The organism is Paraburkholderia silvatlantica (genome assembly GCF_003096715.1).
Taxonomy (GTDB): Bacteria; Pseudomonadota; Gammaproteobacteria; order Burkholderiales; family Burkholderiaceae; genus Paraburkholderia; species Paraburkholderia silvatlantica.
The window spans coordinates 1-20397 of record NZ_QEOL01000034.1 but is presented as its reverse complement, the minus strand read 5'-3'; the positions used below and the strand labels follow the sequence as shown (position 1 = coordinate 20397).

At 62.2% G+C, this 20397-nt stretch carries 20 protein-coding genes; 19 read left to right on the top strand and 1 reads right to left on the bottom strand.

The window, feature by feature from the left end; all coding sequences use genetic code 11:
- Positions 1 to 27 precede the first annotated feature (27 nt).
- From C7411_RS32880 to C7411_RS32840, 9 genes are all read left to right on the top strand, one after another.
- A complete protein-coding gene (locus tag C7411_RS32880; RefSeq protein WP_008342674.1) occupies positions 28 to 198 on the top strand; it encodes a rubredoxin in 171 nt (56 codons plus the stop codon).
- Positions 199 to 370: 172 nt separating this feature from the next.
- Complete coding sequence (locus C7411_RS32875; RefSeq protein WP_110388295.1) at positions 371 to 1876, top strand: hypothetical protein; 1506 nt, start codon at positions 371 to 373, stop codon at positions 1874 to 1876.
- A 233-nt stretch (positions 1877 to 2109) separates the two neighbouring features.
- Positions 2110 to 2688 carry a YqgE/AlgH family protein gene (locus C7411_RS32870; RefSeq protein ID WP_110388294.1) on the top strand — a complete coding sequence of 193 codons (579 nt, stop codon included), beginning with the start codon at positions 2110 to 2112 and terminating at the stop codon, positions 2686 to 2688.
- Positions 2685 to 3119 (top strand): Holliday junction resolvase RuvX, encoded by a 435-nt coding sequence (gene ruvX, locus C7411_RS32865; protein WP_110388293.1) that lies wholly within the window; start codon positions 2685 to 2687, stop codon positions 3117 to 3119. The genes C7411_RS32870 and ruvX overlap by 4 nt, the downstream gene beginning before the upstream one ends.
- A 19-nt stretch (positions 3120 to 3138) precedes the next feature.
- Entirely contained in the window at positions 3139 to 3660 is a 522-nt protein-coding gene (pyrR, locus tag C7411_RS32860; protein ID WP_110388292.1) for a bifunctional pyr operon transcriptional regulator/uracil phosphoribosyltransferase PyrR, read from the top strand.
- Between the two features lie 91 nt (positions 3661 to 3751).
- Positions 3752 to 4771: an aspartate carbamoyltransferase catalytic subunit gene (locus C7411_RS32855; protein WP_110388291.1), complete on the top strand. Its 1020-nt coding sequence runs from the start codon at positions 3752 to 3754 to the stop codon at positions 4769 to 4771.
- A 26-nt stretch (positions 4772 to 4797) separates the two neighbouring features.
- Positions 4798 to 6081, top strand: coding sequence for a dihydroorotase (locus tag C7411_RS32850; RefSeq protein ID WP_110388290.1), 1284 nt, complete (start codon positions 4798 to 4800; stop codon positions 6079 to 6081).
- Positions 6082 to 6165: 84 nt separating this feature from the next.
- Positions 6166 to 6942 carry a lysophospholipid acyltransferase family protein gene (locus tag C7411_RS32845; protein ID WP_110388289.1) on the top strand — a complete coding sequence of 259 codons (777 nt, stop codon included), beginning with the start codon at positions 6166 to 6168 and terminating at the stop codon, positions 6940 to 6942.
- A 49-nt stretch (positions 6943 to 6991) separates the two neighbouring features.
- Positions 6992 to 7807, top strand: a complete 816-nt coding sequence (locus C7411_RS32840) for a 2OG-Fe(II) oxygenase (RefSeq protein ID WP_110388288.1) — start codon at positions 6992 to 6994, stop codon at positions 7805 to 7807.
- A 21-nt stretch (positions 7808 to 7828) separates the two neighbouring features.
- On the opposite strand, the gene C7411_RS32835 is transcribed toward C7411_RS32840, so the two are convergent.
- On the bottom strand, positions 7829 to 8680 hold the full coding sequence (locus C7411_RS32835; RefSeq protein WP_110388287.1) for a symmetrical bis(5'-nucleosyl)-tetraphosphatase: 852 nt from the start codon (positions 8678 to 8680) through the stop codon (positions 7829 to 7831).
- Positions 8681 to 9101: 421 nt separating this feature from the next.
- Between C7411_RS32835 and rfbB the strand changes: the two genes are divergently transcribed.
- From rfbB to C7411_RS32785, 10 genes are all read left to right on the top strand, one after another.
- Positions 9102 to 10163, top strand: coding sequence for a dTDP-glucose 4,6-dehydratase (gene rfbB / locus C7411_RS32830; RefSeq protein ID WP_110388286.1), 1062 nt, complete (start codon positions 9102 to 9104; stop codon positions 10161 to 10163).
- A gap of 11 nt (positions 10164 to 10174) precedes the next feature.
- Entirely contained in the window at positions 10175 to 11068 is an 894-nt protein-coding gene (gene rfbA, locus C7411_RS32825; RefSeq protein WP_110388285.1) for a glucose-1-phosphate thymidylyltransferase RfbA, read from the top strand.
- Positions 11053 to 11604 carry a dTDP-4-dehydrorhamnose 3,5-epimerase gene (gene rfbC / locus C7411_RS32820; protein ID WP_110388284.1) on the top strand — a complete coding sequence of 184 codons (552 nt, stop codon included), beginning with the start codon at positions 11053 to 11055 and terminating at the stop codon, positions 11602 to 11604. Before rfbA ends, rfbC begins: the two co-directional genes overlap by 16 nt.
- Before the next feature lie 7 nt (positions 11605 to 11611).
- On the top strand, positions 11612 to 12508 hold the full coding sequence (rfbD, locus tag C7411_RS32815; RefSeq protein ID WP_243413429.1) for a dTDP-4-dehydrorhamnose reductase: 897 nt from the start codon (positions 11612 to 11614) through the stop codon (positions 12506 to 12508).
- Between the two features lie 165 nt (positions 12509 to 12673).
- Positions 12674 to 14101 carry a mannose-1-phosphate guanylyltransferase/mannose-6-phosphate isomerase gene (locus tag C7411_RS32810; protein ID WP_110388282.1) on the top strand — a complete coding sequence of 476 codons (1428 nt, stop codon included), beginning with the start codon at positions 12674 to 12676 and terminating at the stop codon, positions 14099 to 14101.
- A gap of 70 nt (positions 14102 to 14171) precedes the next feature.
- Positions 14172 to 14990: an ABC transporter permease gene (locus C7411_RS32805; RefSeq protein WP_110388281.1), complete on the top strand. Its 819-nt coding sequence runs from the start codon at positions 14172 to 14174 to the stop codon at positions 14988 to 14990.
- Positions 14980 to 16374 carry an ABC transporter ATP-binding protein gene (locus tag C7411_RS32800; RefSeq protein ID WP_110388280.1) on the top strand — a complete coding sequence of 465 codons (1395 nt, stop codon included), beginning with the start codon at positions 14980 to 14982 and terminating at the stop codon, positions 16372 to 16374. The genes C7411_RS32805 and C7411_RS32800 overlap by 11 nt, the downstream gene beginning before the upstream one ends.
- On the top strand, positions 16289 to 19264 hold the full coding sequence (locus C7411_RS32795) for a glycosyltransferase (RefSeq protein WP_110388279.1): 2976 nt from the start codon (positions 16289 to 16291) through the stop codon (positions 19262 to 19264). The genes C7411_RS32800 and C7411_RS32795 overlap by 86 nt, the downstream gene beginning before the upstream one ends.
- A 53-nt stretch (positions 19265 to 19317) precedes the next feature.
- The gene (gene rfaE1 / locus C7411_RS32790; RefSeq protein ID WP_165822943.1) at positions 19318 to 20307 is read left to right on the top strand and encodes a D-glycero-beta-D-manno-heptose-7-phosphate kinase; all 990 of its coding nucleotides are present in this window, start codon (positions 19318 to 19320) and stop codon (positions 20305 to 20307) included.
- Positions 20304 to 20397, top strand: a 94-nt coding sequence (locus tag C7411_RS32785) for an NAD-dependent epimerase/dehydratase family protein (RefSeq protein ID WP_116603299.1), incomplete at its 3' end; no start/stop codon positions are given. The genes rfaE1 and C7411_RS32785, both read left to right, overlap by 4 nt.

Genomic DNA, 20397 nt, shown 5'->3' with positions numbered 1-20397 from the left:
TTTCGGACTTTTCGACGCGGCATAAGAATGGAATATAGAAGCTGGATGTGCCTGATCTGCGGCTGGATTTACGACGAAGAAGCCGGTTTGCCAGACGAAGGCATTGCCCCCGGCACGCGCTGGGAGGATGTCCCGATCAACTGGACCTGCCCCGAGTGCGGCGCGCGCAAGGAAGACTTCGAGATGGTCCAGATCTGAGCGCGTTGCTCAGGTAGCTGGCGATTGCCGGCGCGCAGTCTGGCTGCAGATTCCAGAAGTGTGGCGGGTGTGGAGTGCGGTGTCGCAACGGCGGGCATCGCGTTTGCGCTTGCCGCCGCGATTGTCGAGATCGCCCGCCTGGTCGGCCCGCTAACGTTTTCGGCGCTGCCCTATGAGTCATCCTTCAAGCTCTGATGTGCGGTTCGAAGCGTTGCCGAATCCGCGCGGCGGCACGGTACCGTTCGCGCATGGCGCGCTCGCCCAGGCGCTTGCCGCGCTCGAAGAGCAGCGCGACGTCGCCCGGCCGCTGCGCCAGGCCGCCCGCACGCTGCACGACGCCGGCTGGCTTGCCGCCGCGCGCTTTGCCGACACGCTGCTCCTCGCTTCCCCGCTCGCGCTCGCCGCGCCGGTGCCCGTCGCGCCGCCGCCCGGCTTGCCTGCGCGGCCGCTTCATGCGCCCGAGGAAGCGCAGGGCGCGGAATTCCGTCTCCTGTTCAGTGAAGCGCTCAAAGAACTCGTCGCCGCACTGGAACGCCGCAATCTGCGCGAGCTGGCGTGCTCGCCCGCGCTTTTCGCGCGGCAGCACGCGATGGTGGCCGCGCTCGCCGAGCACATGCCGGGTATCGGACTCGCCTACGAGGACATCGCACTGCTGGGACGGCCGCTTGCGCCCGCCTCGTTGCATCCCCAGCCGGCGCAGCGCTTTGGCCAGGTGCGTGCGCGTTTCGAGCAGGCGCTCCTGCATGCGCTGAAATCGCAGTTCGGCAACGGCAGCCGCGCGGCCAGCGCGCTCGCGCTCGCCGCGTTCGACGAGATGGACGTCTGCATGGCCGAGCTATCGAGCTCCGATCCTTACGACTTCTGGCGACTGGCTGCGGCGTGCGGACGCGCGCTGCGGCGCGGCGTGGCGTCGTGGGGCGACGAGGGCGTGCGGCGCCTTTACGCGCGTTGCAACCTGCTGATCGGCGAGCATGCGCGCGGCCTGCGCTTCGCGCCGCAAACGCTCGTACGCTCGACGCTGGCGTTGCTGTGGCGCGACTACGCGCTCTTCGGGGCCGCGGCGGAAGACACCGCGGATGTCGATCTGCTGCATGACTACGGCTTGACCGTGGAATGGCACATCGCCGGCACGCAAGCTTCGGAAGCGCTGTGGGAAGCCGGCAGCGCGCAGGCCGGCGCGCTCGCGGCGCGCGTGGCGCCAACACGCGAGTTGGGCGCGCTGGTCGTGAACGGCAACGCGTATGAAGATTTCCTGCAGACTGCCGATGCGGCGATGATCGCGCTCGGTACCCACTCGCGCGCCCTGACGTTACGCGGCGCAGGCGCGAACCCGGAGCCCGCCGAGGCACTGGTCGCAGCCGAAGCGGCGTACCGCATCGGCGCCGCGGCCTGGGCGCTCGGGCTCGGTCACATCGGCCAGCTCGCGGATGCGCTGGGCCTCGCGTGGCGGCGCACCGCGCACGCGGCAACGCTCTTGGCCCTCGAGGCGCGGGGCGCGCCGTCGATCCAGGCGCCCGGCGCCGAGGCGATCGAGCACGCCAGCGAGGCCCTGCGCGCCATGCTGCACAAGGTCGCGGCGGGCGTCGCGCAGCCCGATGCCGGGCCCGTAGTGCGAGCGCTCGGGGCGGCGATCGTCAACGGCGCGGCGCAAGTTGCAGTGCAAAATATTGCCCACTGACCGCACCCGGCCTCTGGATTCGCGGCGCGGGCCGTACGTCGCAGAGTCAGGCATCGGCCTTGCGCCATCGGCCCATTGCCTTGCAAGGTCACAGCATGCGCGTGTTAGAGTGAGCCATTCCGTGCAATGCGCAACGCGTAGCGGCCGGCAAGGTGCGAGGCGGCCATCGGGCGCCCGACCTCCGGCCCGGCAGCGCGCCGCCATTGCGCATCGTCTTTGCTAGAATTCAAACCATGTCCAAGAGTACCGATCGCATCAATCTGACCAACCAGTTCCTGATCGCCATGCCGAACATGGCGGACCCCACGTTTTCAGGAACGGTGGTCTACCTTTGCGATCATTCGGAGCGCGGCGCGCTCGGTCTCGTCATCAATCGGCCCACCGACATCGATCTCGAGGCGCTCTTTTCCCGCATCGACCTGAAGCTCGAAATCGAGCCGCTCCTGCACGTGCCCGTCTATTTCGGCGGTCCGGTGCAGACCGAGCGGGGCTTCGTGCTGCACGCGAAAGCCGAGGGCACGAACTACACGTCTTCGATGTCGGTGCCGGGCGGCCTCGAGATGACCACGTCGAAGGACGTGCTCGAAGCCGTCGCCAACGGCAACGGCCCTGAGCGCTTCCTCCTCACGCTCGGCCACGCAGGCTGGGGCGCGGGTCAACTCGAGGACGAAATTTCGAAGAACGGCTGGCTTACGGTCGAGGCCGATCCGAAGATCGTCTTCGACGTGCCCGCCGAAGAGCGCTTCGAGGCGGCGCTCGCACTGCTCGGCATTTCTTCTTCGATGCTCTCGGGCGAGGCGGGCCACGCATGAGCGTGGCTGCTGGGCGAGGGGCCGGCGAGGCCACCTTGCTTGCGTTCGATTACGGCGAAAAGCGCATCGGCGTCGCGCTCGGCAATGCGCTCACGCGCAGCGCCCGGCCGCTCACCGTCATTCCGAACAAAAGCCGCGACTACCGTTTCGAAGCGATAGGCGAACTGCTGCGCGAATGGCAGCCCGATCTGCTGGTGGTCGGCCTGCCGTGCCATCCGGACGGCACGCCGCACTTCATGACGCAGCACGCAAAGCGCTTTGGCAACCAGCTGGGCGGCCGCTTCGGTCTGCGGGTGGTGTGGGTGGACGAGCGCTATTCGTCCGTCGATGCCGAAGCGCGGCTGCGCGAGCGCGGCGAACGCGTCGAACATGTCGACGCCGAAGCGGCCTCCGTGATTCTCCAGCAGTACCTCGACGAACTCCCGCTCTGACCAGCCTGCGAGTTACCCGATGATCATTCCCGACGCTGAAGCGCTGTATTGCGCCCTTCTTGACGAGATCCGCGCGGCGTATCCCGCCGATGCGTTCGGCGCGCCCGGCGGCGTGGCGATCGTCGGCATTCATAGCGGCGGCGCATGGATCGCCGAGCGGCTCGCGCAGGATGTTGGCGCGCTCGAATGGGGCGTGCTCAACGTCGTGCTGCACCGCGACGACTACGCGAAGAAGGGCTTGCACAGCAAGGCAAGCCCGACGGCGCTTCCCTTCGCAGTGGAAGGCCGCCACATCCTGCTCGTCGACGACGTGCTGTACACGGGCCGCACCGTGCGTGCCGCGCTCAACGAGCTGTACGACTACGGGCGGCCGGCCTCCGTCGAACTCGCGGTGCTCGCCGAACGCGGCGGGCGCGAGCTGCCGGTGTCCGCGCGTTTCACCGGCGGCGCGGTGAGCGTCGGTACGCGCGAGACGCTTGTGCTCGCACACAGCGCGGACGGTCTCTTCGCTTTTCACGTCGAGCCGGGCAGCGGCGCCTGACGCGCGCATCGAACACTTTCGGCGGCGGCGATGGCTGAGGTACTGGCATGCACGCTGGCCACGCGTCGCCCATCAGATCAGGAATCACGCGATGAACCCACAACCCGCGCCCGCAGCGTCCCCAGCGGACGACACGCGTTTTCGTTACGGCTTCCTCAAGGGCAATCCGCAGCTCACGAAGAACGGCGAGCTCAAACATTTGTTGTCGATCGAGGGGCTCTCTCGCGCGATCCTCACGCATGTTCTCGACACCGCCACGCAGTTCGTGAGCGTGACCGACCGCGACGTGAAGAAAGTGCCGCTCTTGCGCGGCAAGTCGGTGTTCAACCTGTTCTTCGAGAACTCCACGCGCACGCGCACCACCTTCGAGATCGCGGCCAAGCGTCTTTCGGCGGACGTGCTCAACCTGAACATCAACGCTTCGTCGACGAGCAAGGGCGAATCGCTGCTCGACACCATCGGCAACCTTTCGGCGATGCACGCCGACATGTTCGTCGTGCGCCACGCGTCGAGCGGCGCGCCGTACCTGATCGCCGAACACTGCGCGCCGCACGTGCACGTGATCAACGCCGGCGACGGCCGCCACGCGCACCCGACGCAAGGGCTGCTCGACATGTACACGATCCGCCACTACAAGCGCGACTTTACTAGCCTGCGCGTGGCGATCGTGGGCGACATCCTGCATTCACGCGTGGCGCGCTCGGACATTCACGCGCTCACCACGCTCGGCGTGCCCGAGGTGCGCGCCATCGGCCCGCGCACGCTGCTGCCGGGCGGCCTCGAGCAGATGGGCGTGCGCGTGTTTCATAACCTCGATGAAGGCCTGAAGGACGTCGACGTCATCATCATGCTGCGCCTGCAGAACGAGCGCATGAGTGGCGCGCTGCTGCCCTCCGCGCAGGAGTACTTCAAGAGCTGGGGCTTGACGCCCGAGCGCCTCGCGCTCGCCGCACCGGATGCAATCGTCATGCATCCGGGGCCGATGAATCGCGGCGTGGAGATCGACTCGCAGGTCGCCGACGGCCCGCAGTCGGTGATCCTCGATCAGGTTAGCTTCGGCATTGCGGTGCGCATGGCGGTGATGGGTATCGTCGCCGGAAACAACGACTGAAGCGGCGAGAACGACAAGGGCAGCAGATGAAAATCCATATTCAAGGCGGCACGCTGATCGATCCGGCGGCTGGGACTGAACAGCAGCAGGACGTGTACATCGAAGCGGGCAGGATCGTCGCGCTTGGTGCGATGCCTGCGGGCTTCCAGGCGGACAGAATGCTCGATGCGCGCGGCCTTATCGTTGCGCCCGGTCTCGTCGACCTGAGCGCACGCCTGCGCGAGCCGGGCTACGAGCACAAGGCCACGCTCGACTCGGAGATGAGCGCGGCGCTGGCGGGCGGCGTGACGAGCCTTGTGTGTCCGCCGGACACCGACCCCGTGCTCGACGAAGCCGGCCTGGTCGAGATGCTCAAGTACCGTGCGGGCAAGCTCGCGCGTGCGCATGTGCATCCGCTCGGCGCGCTCACCGTGGGCCTGAAGGGGGAGGTGATCACCGAGATGGTGTCGCTGACCGAGGCGGGCTGCATCGGCTTCACGCAGGCCGACACGCCGATTGCCGATACCCAGGTCCTGCTGCGCGCGCTGCAGTACGCGAGCACCTATGGCTACGCCGTGTGGCTGCGTCCTCAGGACGCGTATCTCTCGAAGGGCGGCGTGGCCGCGAGCGGTGCGGTGGCATCGCGCCTGGGTCTCTCCGGCGTACCAGTGAGCGCGGAGACGATTGCGCTGCATACGCTGTTCGAACTGATGCGCGTGACCGGCGCGCGCGTGCACGTGCAGCACCTTTCGTCGGCGGCGGGCGTGGCGCTCGTGCGCGCCGCGAAAGTCGAGGGCCTGCCCGTGACCTGCGACGTGACGGCCAACCATCTGCATCTGATCGACATGGACATCGGCTATTTCGACGCGCAGTTCCGGCTCGACCCGCCGCTGCGCCAGCAGCGCGATCGCGAGGCGATTCGCGCGGGCCTCGCCGACGGCACGATCGACGCGATCTGCTCCCAACATACACCCGTGGACGACGACGAGAAGCTGCTGCCGTTCGCCGAAGCGACGCCGGGTGCGACGGGCCTCGAACTGTTCCTCTCGCTCACAGTGAAATGGGCACAGGAAGCGCGCGTGCCGCTCGCGAAGGCGCTCGGCCATGTGACGTCGGCGCCGGCTGCGGTGATGCGACGCGACGCGGGACGGCTTGCCGTGGGCGCGAGCGCAGACCTCTGCGTGTTCGATCCCCATGGGCACTGGCGCGTCGAGCCGCGCGCGCTCAAGAGTCAGGGGCACAACACGCCGTTCCTCGGCTATGAACTGCCCGCCGTGGTGCGCGCCACGCTCGTGGCGGGGCGGATTGGCTTTGAGCGCGGGTTCGATTGAGTTGCGAATGAGGTTTCGAGCGCGCATGACAGATTTGTGTCATGCAGATCTGCTAGGATCACGCGATTCCGCCTATCGTCAAACATGTGCCTTTTCATCCGCAAGACCCGCCTGCTCGCGCATCTGCTGCGCGGCGCCTTGACCGTCGCGCTGCGTTTTCCGCGCGCAAGCGCCGACCGGCGCCACGCCATGAACCGCGCATGGTCCCTCAAGATGCTCGAGCTGTGTGGCATGAAGCTCGTCGTGCATAACGATTCGGCGCGGCTCGACGCGGGCGCGCTCGTCGTGAGCAACCACATTTCGTGGATCGATATCTACGTGATCAACGCGTGGCGTCCCACGCCGTTCGTCTCGAAGGCCGAGATCCGCAACTGGCCGCTGATCGGCTGGTTCGCGCAGAACCTCGACACCGTGTTCATCGAGCGCGAGAAGCGCAGCGATGCGAAACGCATCATGCATGAACTGGCCGAGCGTCTGACGCGCGGCGAGCTCATGTGCGTGTTCCCCGAAGGCACGACCTCGGATGGGCTCGCGCTCAAGCCGTTTCACTCGAACATGTTCCAGGCGGCGGTGTCGGCTGGGCGGCCCGTGCAACCGCTGTGCATTTTGTATGAGGATGCGCAAGGGCGGCAGTCGGTGGCGCCGGCGTATATCGACGACCTTTCGCTCAAGGATTCGCTCGACGCGATGCTCAAGGCTGGGCCGCTGACCGCTCATGTTTATGTGGGCGAGGCGATCGAGGCCGGCGACGACCGGCGCAAGCTGGCGGCGCGCGCGCAGGAAGCGGTGGGGCAGGCGCTGGCCAGGATGCGGGCAGAGCCCGAGCATGCGCAACGACCCGGGGCCGTTCAGGTATCGTGACGCCCCGCTGCGTTATCGAAAGCAAAACAATCAAGGCAGGGCAGTCATCATGGATCGCACCGAACTCGGCGCGCGCATCGCGGAGCGCCTCGAAACAGAACGCGCGCGACTGAACGAACAATGGATGCAGACGGCGCCCGTCAACCACTTCCATATCGACGACGTACTCCCGGAAGACGTTGCACGTGCGATTCGCACGGCCTTTCCCGATGCGTCGAAGATGATGTTGCGCAAAAGTTTGCGTGAGCTTAAATACGTGTCGGCGCAAATGGACGCGCACGCGCCGCTACTCGAAGAGATCATCTTCGCGTTCCAGACGCCGCGCGTGGTTGAACTCGTCAAGGAGATCACCGGCCTGCGCTCACTCTATCCGGACGAGCATCTTTACGCTGGCGGCATCTCGATGATGGGACCGGGCCACTTCCTCAACCCGCATCTCGACAACTCGCACGACAAGGATCGCGAACGTTATCGCGTGCTGAATCTGCTTTATTACGTTTCGCCGGACTGGTCGCTGGAGAAGGGCGGCAACCTCGAAGTCTGGCCGCAAGGCACGAAAGCCGAGCCAACGACGATCGTGAGCCGCTTCAACCGGCTCGCCGTGATGGTGACGAACCAGCACTCGTGGCATTCCGTGTCGAAGAACGTGAGCACGGAGCAGCGCTGCTGCGTGTCGAACTACTATTTCTCGGATCACCCGGTGGGCGACGCCGAATACTTTCACCCGACCTCGTTTCGCGGGCGGCCTGAGGAGCCGGTGCGTGACGTCGTGTTGCAGGCCGATGCCGCAGCGCGCGGGCTTGTGCGTCGCGTATTTCCCAAGGGTGTGAAGAGCACCACGCACGTGTACAACAAGAAGCGCTGAATGCGAGCGGCGGCGGGAGCTTCAGCTATTCGCCGCGCGACAGCTCTCGCAAGGCACCTGGGTGAGGATGCGCTGGGACGGATCGGCATCGAGGTGAACGGCCGAGAGCTGTTCGCCCCAAACGCAGCCGGAATCGAGCCCGACCACGTTCTTGCGCAAGGTGAGGCCGAGCGCCGCCCAGTGGCCGAAAACCACGGTGATGTCTTCGGTCTTGCGACCGGGGACGTCGAACCACGGCATGAACCCCGGCGGCGCGGATGCGAGACCTCCGCTCGACGTGAAGTCCATCACGCCGTCGCGATCGCAAAAACGCATGCGCGTGAGCGCGCTGCAGGTCACGCGCAGCCGGTCGATACCCTTCAAATCTTTCGACCAGCGGTTCGGCTCGTTGCCGTAGAGGCCCGCGAGCGTCTCCTTCCAGTTGTTGCGCCGCAAGGCCTTCTCGAGTTCGTGCGCGAGTTCCATCGTGAGATCAATGTCCCATTGTGGCAGCACGCCCGCGTGCACCATCAACAGGCCGTTCTCGTAGTGTGCGACCGGACGATGGCGCACCCAGTGCAACAGGTCTTCGGCGTCGGGCGCGTTCAGGATGTCGTCGATGGTGTCGCCCTTTTTGGACTTGCGGATGCCCGCCGACACCGAAAGCAGATGCAGATCGTGGTTGCCCAGTACGGCAACGCCGCGCTCGCCGAGCGCGATCACTTCGCGCAGCGTTTCGAGCGACTCGGGGCCGCGATTGATCAGGTCGCCCGCGAACCACAGCGGCGTGTGGGCGGAGGGCGCAGCCTTGGCGAGCAGTTCGCGAAATGGTGTGAGGCAGCCCTGGAGATCGCCGAAGGCGAGGGGAGTGGCGTACGGCGCTTGCTTGGTCATTGAATCGGGATCAAATGCGGGATGGCGCGGGGCAAGACAGTGACGGTAGCACAGGAATAGTTTCGCCGCGTGGTGTGAAGGGCAAATGATGCGGGTGATCAATGCAGTCCGACGATATGACCCGGAAAACGGGGGACTTCATTACTATCGCCCGGCAGGTGCGAGCGTCGGCCGCCGTGACATGGTTACGTAAGTGTCAAATCGCAATTTGTCAAGCTGTTTCAAGATGTTAGCGGTATGGCATTCGCTCAGGCTGGCCTTATAATTGTTGGTCATAAAATCAGAGCTAGAAGTATGCCAGGTGGTTGAAAGCGACCGTTCGCTCGTCGAGCAGCCATTTTTACAGCATTCTTTCGAGCATTCTGCTATCGGGGTCTGCAGGCAGATTTGCTATCAAACTTGCGCGCTATAAAGGAGTTCCATGATTCTCGTAACGGGCGGCGCCGGCTTTATCGGTGCCAACTTTGTGCTTGACTGGCTGGGCCAGTCTGACGAAGCGGTGCTGAACGTAGACAAGCTGACCTACGCAGGCAATCTTGGAACGCTGCAATCCCTGCAGGGCAATCCGAAGCACATTTTCGCGCGCGTTGACATCTGTGACCGTGCGGCGCTCGACGCGCTCTTCGCCGAGCACAAGCCGCGTGCGGTGCTGCATTTCGCAGCGGAAAGCCATGTCGACCGTTCGATCCATGGTCCCGCCGATTTTGTTCAGACCAATGTGGTCGGCACCTTTACGCTGCTCGAAGCGGCGCGCCAATACTGGAATGGCTTGCCCGAAACCGCAAAGGCGGCATTCCGCTTCCTGCACGTCTCTACCGACGAGGTGTTCGGCTCGCTCTCCGCAACCGATCCGCAGTTCTCGGAAACTACAGCGTACGCGCCCAACAGCCCGTACTCGGCGACCAAGGCCGGCTCGGATCATCTCGTGCGCGCGTACCACCATACGTATGGCCTGCCTACGCTCACCACGAACTGCTCGAACAACTACGGTCCGTACCAGTTCCCGGAAAAGCTCATTCCGCTGATGATTGCCAACGCGCTCGCTGGCAAGCCGTTGCCCGTCTATGGTGACGGCCAGAACGTGCGCGACTGGCTGTACGTGGGCGACCACTGCAGCGCGATCCGCGAAGTGCTCGCGCGCGGCCAGAGCGGCGAAACGTATAACGTCGGCGGCTGGAACGAAAAGAAGAATCTCGAAGTCGTGCATACGTTGTGCGATCTGCTCGACGAACTGCGCCCGAAGGCAAACGGTTCGTACCGCGACCAGATCACCTACGTAACGGATCGTCCCGGCCATGACCGCCGTTACGCGATCGACGCCCGCAAGCTCGAGCGCGAACTCGGCTGGAAGCCCGCCGAAACGTTCGAAACCGGTCTTGCGAAGACTGTGCGCTGGTATCTCGAGAACCAGGCGTGGGCTGATGAAGTCGCTTCGGGCGACTATCGCAAGTGGGTCGAAACGAACTACGCGCAGCGCGCGTAAAGGCAGCAGACATGGCGCGCAAAGGCATTATTCTCGCCGGCGGTTCCGGCACGCGGCTCTATCCGATCACCCATGCAGTCTCGAAGCAACTGCTGCCGGTGTACGACAAGCCGATGATCTACTACCCGCTCTCGACGCTGATGATCGCGGGCATTCGCGATGTGCTCATCATCTCGACGCCGCAGGACACGCCGCGTTTCGAATCGATGCTCGGCGATGGCAGCCAGTGGGGTATGAACATCCAGTATGCGGTGCAACCGTCTCCGGATGGTCTCGCGCAGGCATTCATCATCGGCAAGGAATTCGTGGGGAACGATCCGTCGGCGCTTATCCTTGGCGACAACATCTTCTACGGCCACGATCTTGCGAAGCAGCTCGAGCGTGCGGATGCGCAGGAGTCGGGCGCGACGGTGTTCGCCTACCACGTGCACGATCCGGAGCGCTATGGCGTGGTCGAGTTCGACAAGGGCTTTCGTGCACTGTCGATCGAGGAGAAGCCTGCACAGCCGCGCTCGAACTACGCAGTCACGGGCCTGTACTTCTACGATAACCAAGTGTGCGACATTGCGGCGGACATCAAGCCGTCGCCGCGTGGTGAGCTGGAGATTACTGACGTCAATTCGCGTTACCTGAGCGATGGCGCGCTCAACGTCGAGATCATGGGCCGTGGCTATGCGTGGCTCGACACCGGCACGCACGACTCGCTGATCGAGGCTGCTACGTTCATTGCGACATTACAAAAACGCCAGGGGCTCGTAGTCGCATGCCCAGAAGAAATTGCGTACCGCAAGTCGTGGATCGACGCGGAGCAACTTCAGGCATTGGCCAAGCCTCTCGCCAAGAATGGCTACGGGAAGTATTTGTTGAACATTCTCATGGATCAGGTCGCATGGCCATCACGGTAACCGCTACGGCACTCCCCGAAGTCAAAATCATCGAGCCGAAGGTGTTCGGCGATGCGCGTGGCTATTTTTACGAAAGCTTCAACGGCCGCGAGTTCGAAGAGCTGGTCGAACCAGGTGTCGTGTTCGTGCAGGACAACCATTCGCGCTCCGCGAAGGGTGTGCTGCGCGGTTTGCACTATCAGATCCAGCATGCGCAGGGCAAGCTCGTGCGCGTGGTGGAAGGTGAAGTGTTCGACGTAGCCGTGGACTTGCGCCGCAGTTCGCCGAATTTTGGCAAGTGGGTTGGCGTGCATCTCTCGGCTGAAAATCATCGTCAATTGTGGGTGCCGCCGGGCTTCGCGCACGGTTTCGTCGTACTGTCGGAGTCGGCGCAGTTTCTCTACAAGACGACCGACTACTGGTTCCCGGAGCACGAGCGCAGCGTTGTGTGGAACGACGCGGATATCGGCATCGAGTGGCCGATCGACTTCGAACCGCTGCTGGCGGCGAAGGACGCGGCGGGCAAGCGGCTGGCCGAAGCCGAAGTGTATGCGTGAGGGGGCGATGGCGTTACGCAAACAACCTACGATTCTGCTCACTGGCGTAAATGGGCAGGTCGGCTTTGAGCTAGCGCGCAGCCTGCAGGGGCTCGGTCGAGTCGTTGCGGCCGATCGCAACATGCTCGACTTGTCCGATCTGGACGCGGTGCGTCGTATCGTAATGGATGTGAAGCCGCAACTCATCGTGAATCCGGCCGCACATACGGCGGTTGACAACGCCGAGAGCGAACCGGACGCGGCGATGCGTCTCAATGCCCATGCGCCAGCAGTGCTGGCCGAAGCAGCAAAACAGCTTGGTGCCGGCCTTGTTCATTACTCGACCGACTATGTCTTTGATGGTACGAAGGACGGTGCGTACGTCGAAACGGATGCGACCAATCCGCAGAACGTATACGGGGCTAGCAAGCTTGCGGGCGAACAGGCGATAGAGGCGTCGGGTTGCGCGCATCTGATCCTCAGGACGAGCTGGGTGTATGGCACGCGAGGCAAGAACTTTCTGCTGACGATGCTTCGTCTTGGGGGCCAACGGGATGAGCTGAGTGTCGTCGCGGACCAGATTGGCTCACCGACATGGTCGAACACGATAGCCGCACTGACCGCGAACGTGCTGGCACAGTTGACCGCCGCTTCAGATGGCGCTGAATGGTGGAAGCGGCATTCTGGCGTATATCACCTTACGGCCAATGGCGCGACCTCCTGGCACGGCTTCGCCGAGGCAATCTTCGAGGCGTCAGATTTGCCAAGAAAGCCCGCTGTCAAGGCAATTCCGGCGTCTGCGTATCCGACGCCGGCTAAGCGCCCTGGCAATTCCCAGCTCTCGAACGACAAGCTTGCGCAGGTGTTCGGGTTGCGGGCGCCGGAATGGCGGGAGGCGTTGCGTTTGTGTATGGCGGCACGTTGATCGACTCGATGCGTCGGCGTCGCTGCCGACAAGGGTAAGGCGCTGTCGCAACTTGCGCCCGCGGGCGGCGGGAGGCGACACACCTATACATGTAATAATGGCCTGTTTACCGCCCTTGACATTAACCTCATGGGCAGTGCCCTCGTACGCTCACCATTAACGACTATGACGATTACCCCGGTCATTCTTTGTGGCGGCTCTGGTACACGCATGTGGCCATTGTCCCGCAGCGGATATCCGAAACAATTTCTGTCCCTTTGCGGCGATTTGACCTTGTTGCAGCAGACGGCGAGGAGGCTCGATGGTCTCGCCAACACCGCAGCGCCGCTGGTCATTTCGAACGAGCAGCAGCGGTTTCTCGTTGCGGAGCAGTTACGCGAGATCGGTGTGCAGGGTCGTGTGGCGCTTGAGCCGGTGGCCCGAAACACGGGGCCTGCGATTGCAGCCGCAGCGTTGCTCGCATCGAAGGAAGACGCTGACGCGGTCCTGCTGGTGCTGCCGTCAGATCACATGATCGAAAACGATGCCATTTTTCGCGCGGTTGTCGAAAAGGCGCTGCCGCAGGCGGCCGAAGGAAAGCTCGTCACGTTCGGAATCGAGCCCACCGAGCCTCACACCGGATACGGCTACATCCGGCGTGCGGCGGCGCGGGGAGAGGGCTGCAATGTTTTCGAGGTCGATTCGTTCGTCGAAAAGCCAGACGAGGCGCGGGCCAAGGCCTTCCTGGAGGAAGGCGGCTACTACTGGAACAGCGGCATGTTCCTGTTTCGTGCCGACGCGTACCTGCGCGAACTGGCGTTGCACGCTCCGGATGTGCTCGAACAGGTCACGCAGGCGGTTGGCCTCGCGAAGCAGGATATCGATTTCCTGCGCCTCGATCACGGCGCGTTTGCGGCGAGCCGCTCAGACTCGATCGACTATCTGGTGATGGAGCGAACCTCTCACGCGGTGGTAGTCGCGGCGGCCGGGATTGGCTGGAGCGATGTGGGCACGTGGAGCGCGCTTGCCGCGATCAGTCGGCGGGACGAGCAAGGCAACACTCTGCAGGGGGATGTGATTGCGCTCGATGCGACCAACACGTTCGTGCGCAGCGAGTCCCGGATGGTGGCCGTGCTTGGCGTCGACGACCTGGTCGTCGTCGAGACTGCCGACGCTGTACTTGTTGCGAGCAAGGAGCGGGCGCAGGACGTCAAGAAGATCGTCGATCGACTCAATGCGGATGGCCGCGTCGAATCCGAATTGCATCGCAAGGTGGCGCGCCCCTGGGGCACTTACGAAGGCGTGGATAGCGGCGATCGATTTCAGGTGAAAAGGATCATCGTCAATCCAGGTGCGTCGTTGTCGCTGCAAATGCATTACCACCGTGCGGAGCACTGGATCGTCGTGCGAGGCACTGCACGTGTCGTGAACGGCGACACCACACTGCTTCTCTCGGAAAACCAGTCGACCTATATTCCGCTTGGTACCCAGCATCGCCTCGAAAACCCGGGGAAGGTGCCGCTGGAGATGATTGAGGTCCAGTCCGGCGCCTATCTTGGAGAAGACGATATCGTCCGTTTCGAGGATAACTATGGCCGGATGCCTAACCGCTGATTCTCGGCGGCTTCCTTCATCGTCTGCATGCCTGCGCGCTGGGGAGCCAACAGTCTCTTCCTGAAGAAATATGCTGCGTCTAATTGACTACCCGAAGCGCATGCTCCGCATGATCGTTGTGAACCGAGGCCTCATCGCTGCACTGGCGGTTCGTGAGGTGCTGGGCCGCTACCGTGGTTCGATGCTTGGAATGTTCTGGGCGGTCTTTCAGCCCGTCCTCATGCTCGCTGTCTATACGTTCGTGTTCGGCGTGATATTTCGTTCGCGTTGGCCGGGCGGCACAGGGTCGCGAGCAGAATTCGCGCTCGTGCTGTTCTCCGGTCTGCTCGTGTTCAACATGTTTGCCGAATGCTTGAACCGAGCGCCGAGCATCATTCTGTCGAACGTGAACTACGTGAAACGCGTGGTGTTTCCGCTGGAAATCTTGCCGCTCGTGGCAGTCGCGGTTGCGCTCTTTCACCTCTTCATCAGCTTCCTGGTGTGGTTGGTGTTCTATCTGATTGCGATCGGCGTGCCGTCTGTCACCGTGCTGCTGTTCCCCATTGCGCTGCTTCCGCTAATTTTCTTGTCGCTCGGCATCGCCTGGTTTTTCTCCGCGCTCGGTGTTTTCATTCGCGATACCGCGCAGATTACCGGCCTGTTCACGACTGTGTTGATGTTCCTCTCGCCCATCTTTTATTCGGCGGACTCCATTCCGCCACGGTTTCGCCCGATCGCGGAGTTGAACCCACTCGTTCCAGTGATCGAGCAGGTCCGTCGGGTTCTGATGTGGCATGCGGGGCTAGACCTGCATGCATACTTGCCAGTGCTATTGCTGTCGATCATCGTGTTGCTGGCCGGCTTCTGGTGGTTCGAGAAGACACGAAAAGGATTCGCTGATGTCCTCTGATTACGCCATCAAGATCGACAATCTAAGCAAGTGCTATCACATTTATGATCGTCCTCGGGACCGCTTGCTGCAGATGCTGTTTCGGGGCAGGCGCACTTACTTTCGCGAGTTCTGGGCCGTGCACGATGTTTCGTTCACGGTTGAACGCGGTACGACGGTAGCGATCATCGGGCGCAACGGCGCAGGCAAGTCGACCTTGCTGCAGATGATTTGCGGCACTCTCTCGCCTACCGAAGGAAATATCGAGGTTCATGGCAGGGTTGCGGCATTGCTGGAACTTGGCGCTGGCTTCAATCCCGAATTTACGGGCCGCGAGAATGTGTATCTGGCGGCTTCGCTGCATGGTTTGAGCCGGGAGCAGACCAATGCGCGGTTTGAGGCGATCACTGCCTTCGCGGGTATTGGCGACTACGTGGATCAACCGGTCAAGACGTACTCGAGCGGCATGTTCGTGCGGCTCGCGTTCGCTGTGATCGCACACGTCGACGCCGATATCCTCATCGTCGACGAGGCGCTGAGCGTGGGTGACGCATTCTTTCAGCAGAAGTGCATGCGCTTCCTGCTCGACTTCAAGGCGAACGGCGGCACGTTGCTCTTTGTCAGCCACGATATGAGTGCGGTGAACGCACTGTGTGAGCACGCGATCCTGTTGCGCCGCGAAGGAACGCAATACCTTTACGAAACGGGAACGCCGAAAGAGATTGCAATGATCTATCTTCGCGATCTCTATTCGGAGAAGGCTGCTTCGCAAGTTGGTGAAATCGGAGCATCGAGTGGAACGGCCGGCGCATTGCTGCCTGCCGATTCGTCGGGGGAGCGGGCTGGACAGACACGCAGGTACGAGGTCGAGTCCGTTGCGCCCGTGCGCTACCATGCATCGCAGTTCCGGTCTGAAGCGGAGAGCTTTGGTATCGGTCGCGCAATTATCACTGCGGCCTTCTTCCGGAATGGCGACGGGGAGGTAGTCAGCGAGTTTCACTCCGACGAAATGGTCAGCCTCGTGATACGGGCTACTGTGAAGTCCGATATGACTTATCCGGCGATTGGATTCGTACTTAAAGACAACCATGGGCAAAAGCTGATCGCCGAAAGTACCGATAGCTATCTGCGCGAGCGTGCGATCTTCGTCAACGCGGGCTCGGAAATCGAGGCGACGTTTTCCATGTGCTTCCCCGCCCTCATCAGGGGCGAATACCCGATCGATGTCGCCTTCGCGGAAGGCCCGGGTAGCGATCACGTGCAACATCATCTGATGCATGACGTCATGGTGCTGACTGCGCTCGGAAGCAATCTCGTGCATGGCAAGTTTGGTGCACCGTCGCTTTCCATTACCTTCGATGTGGCTCAATCTGAAAGTCTTTCCGATGGCGCAAATGCAATGTAAATACGGCTTCTTCGAGCTTTCCGGCAACTGCGGACGCGCGGTGGATTCGCTGCGACGGTACGGAGAGTTCGCCGAACGTCAGCTCGTCATGATGCAGCGCTTTCTCGCGCCGGGCAGTGTGGTCGCGGACATTGGGGCCGATGTCGGCGCGTGCTCGCTAGCTTTCGCGCGCCATGCGCAGGACGCGGGGCACATTCACGCGCTTGAGATGCGAGGCGTAGTGTCCGATGCGTTAAAGGCAAACGTTGCGCGCAATTTCTTGCAGGACATAGTGCTGACGCGCGAGGTTGACGGTGGGGCAGACGCCTCATTGGGCGAGGCGCTTTGGGGGGCGTTCGAATCGCTGGCGCTACCGAGCGTCGATCTCGTTCACATAGGGCGCGGAGTGGCAGTACCGCCGTCGGCGTTGTTCGACTCGGCAACAGCGACCATCGGCCGATGCCGACCAGTCGTATGCGTCGATCTCGCTGCAGTGCAGAACGGCGAAGCCTGGCTTGCCGCTGCGAAGCGCGAACGCTATACAGTATTTGGACATGCTGCATTCACGTTCAATCCCGAAAACTATCGTCGCTGCACCGAGAATATATACGGCGATGCACGTGATTGCATGCTGGTCCTCGTGCCGGACGAGCAGGCTGAGCGTTTCCATACTCAGGATCTGCTCCCGGTCGGTTCGTCCGAGAATCTGAGCGAATTGACACAGGACGCAGTGGCACACACGAACGGTACGCCTTGGACATCGATGCGCGAGGCTGCGACCGGAGCCGCCGCCGACGGGTTTTCTCCACCCTATGAAGCAGTCTGCTCGAAAAGCGAATTGCACATTGTTGTGCCGTTCTACAAGAAAGAGGAACTCGTCCCTCAGTTGTTCGGTTCGCTCAATGCGATCGGCGACGAACTCCGGCGGCTCGGTGCCAAGGTCTTCTTCTACAACGACAGCCCTGACTACGCACCCCTCCAGGCAGCACTTGAGATATGTCGTTTCGATGACCCCGAGATTAGCTTCAAGGTGGTCACGAACGAGAGCAATCTGGGCTTTATCGGAACGTGCAACCGCGCGTTTGCGCGCGCGAAGGCGGCGCGTGCCGAGGTCGTTCTGCTGAACTCGGACACGATCGTTTTTCCGGGGGCGCTGAGCGAGATGCTCGATGTGGCGGCGCTAGATCCGATGATCGGTTTCGTCTCGCCGCGCAGCAACAATGCGACCATCGCAACGCTGCCCTATTCATTTCTCGATCAGGACGTGACGCCGCAGCGGGGTTACGCGGCATTCGTGCAGACTGCGCCGACTTTGCCGCGTTACTCGTTTGTACCCACGGCAGTTGGCTTTTGCCTGTTGATCAAGTGGACCGTCCATAGCGAACTGGGCGGTTTCGATCCTGTCTACGGAACCGGTTACAACGAAGAAAACGATCTGGTCATGCGCGCGAACCGCTGCGGCTATCGTGCGGTGCTCGCGAATCGGGCCTTCGTCTGGCACATGGGTGAACAGTCGTTCGCCGAGTCTTCGCGAGCCAAGGCCGCACGTGAGGCGAAGAATGCGCCAGTCCTCCATGCACGCTACCCGGAGTATCCGCAGCTCATCCACTCGTATTTCGCTTCCCCTGAATTCCGTGCGGAGACGTTGATTGAATATGGTGGCGGCAGGAATGGACAACTCGTCTACGCGTTCGATTTTTCGAGTTTTGGTCCGTACTTCAATGGAACCTTCGAATCGGGCATCAAGCTGCTCGAAGCGGCTGTGCGCACCTGGCCCACGCATTGCAAGATCGCCGTATACATGCAGAAGGCGGCATGGGACTTCCACGGTCTTTCGCGTTTGGAAGGCGTTACGCGGCTGGAAGTCGACGGGCAATCGGAGAAGGTCACCGCGATCGTGCGCATTGGGCAGCCGTTCGATGTCGATGCAATCTCGCGTCTCGTGAACCGTGCTCCGGTGGTCGGCATCTTCATGCTGGACACGATCGCATACGACTGCGGATACCTGTCGTTGAACTTCGATGCCCGTATCTGGCACTTCGTGTTTCGTCATATCGACGTGCTGTTCACGAACTCGCGCTTTACGCTCGATCGCATAATGAACCGCTTCGAGATCGGATCCACGGTAATCCAGAAGGTGTCGCCGCACTCGCTTGACGTTAGCGAATACGGCTCGCCGAGTGAAAGGCACAATCAGACTAAGTCGCACATTTTTGTGATTGGCAACCACTTCAGTCACAAGTTCGTACGCCCGACAGTTGACGCGATCGCCGCCGCATTTCCCGACGAGCACATTGTCGCTGTGGGGTATGGCGATGAGCCTTCACCGCACGGTAATGTCGAGGCTTTTCAGGCTGGACATCTCTCGGACGAGGCGTTCGAAAGGTTTTATTCAGATGCCGCCGCAGTCGTTTTTCCCAGTCACTACGAGGGCTTCGGCTTTCCGGTTCTGCACGCGCTGGCGCGCAGGCGGCCGATTTACGTGCGGGATTCGGCGCTCTATCGTGAGTTGGCCGCAGGTACGGAAGGTGCGGAGAACATTCATTTCTTTTGCACGATCGAAGACCTGATCTCCGATATTCGTGCGAATGGCATGCATTGGAAGACACCAGAGACGTCGGGCGAACGCGGAGGTTGGGACCGCTCGGCAAGGGAAGTGTTCGCCACCATGGAGGAAGCGCGACGAACCGTGAGGTACGGTACGCTCGTAGATCGCCTGCGCCAGTTCGACCAGCTTCGCCTCGCGCTTAGCAGCGGTGGCGCAGTGGCGCTGACCCCTGGGAAATGGGTTGGCCTGAGAGTTGAAGCGGGCGTAGAGCGCGTGCTGCGCGTGCCTGGCATGACACCGCTGGCGCGTCGTTGTTGGCACTTCGCGCGGCGCTTGAGAAACCGGCGCAGAGGTAATCGGTAAGCGGAATGGCGATGATAACGATTCAGGGCAATAGTACAGACTGCAAAGAGACCATGAATGCGGCGGCGAGCACGAGGCTCTCAGACGGGCTCTCCGCGGCGCGTGTACTGGTGGTCGGAGACGTCATGCTCGACAGGTACTGGTTCGGCGATGTTCACCGCATATCCCCGGAAGCGCCGGTGCCCGTCGTGCATGTTTCTGCCACCGAGGATCGCCTCGGCGGGGCGGCAAACGTAGCTCGCAATATTGCCGCACTGAATGCACAGTCGGGGCTGCTGTGCGTGGTCGGTACCGATGAGGCTGGCGAGCAGATCGTTTCCTTGCTGCGCGACAGTCGCGTACAGGCGCATCTGGAGCGGGATCCTTCGTTGCCTACCACTATCAAGCTGCGCGTGCTGTCGCGTCATCAGCAACTGCTTAGGGTGGACTTCGAGAGCGCGCCCGCGCATGAGGTGCTGCTTGCCGGTCTGGCGCGTTTCGAGGCGTTGCTACCGTCGCACGACGTGATTCTTATGTCTGACTACGCGAAGGGTGGCCTAACGCACGTGACGAAAATGATTGCCGCTGCGCGCGCGGCCGGCAAGCCGGTGCTGATCGATCCAAAGGGCGACGACTGGGAACGCTACCGAGGGGCGACATTGATTACGCCGAATCGCGCCGAACTGCAACAGGTCGTCGGACAATGGAAGTCCGAGGTCGATCTTCATGCGCGCGTTGCGCGCCTGCGCGAAGGGCTCGAGCTTCAGGCGCTGCTTCTGACGCGATCGGAAGAAGGGATGACGCTTTTTACCGATGCGGGTGCGATGCATGAATCGGCTCGTGCACGCGAGGTGTATGACGTCTCAGGTGCCGGAGACACCGTCATCGCCACGCTCGCGGCGATGCTCGGCGCCGGAGCGTCGCTGGTCGATGCTGTCTCCGTTGCGAACCGGGCGGCGGGTATCGTGGTCGGGAAACTGGGCACGGCAACTGTCGAATTTAACGAACTCTTTCCCGAAGCGACGAACGATAAACAGGACGCCGCGCTGGAGACTCAACCATGACCCTCATCGTCACCGGCGCGGCCGGCTTCATCGGCAGCAACATCGTCAAGGCGCTGAACGAACGCGGCGAAGACCGCATCATCGCCGTCG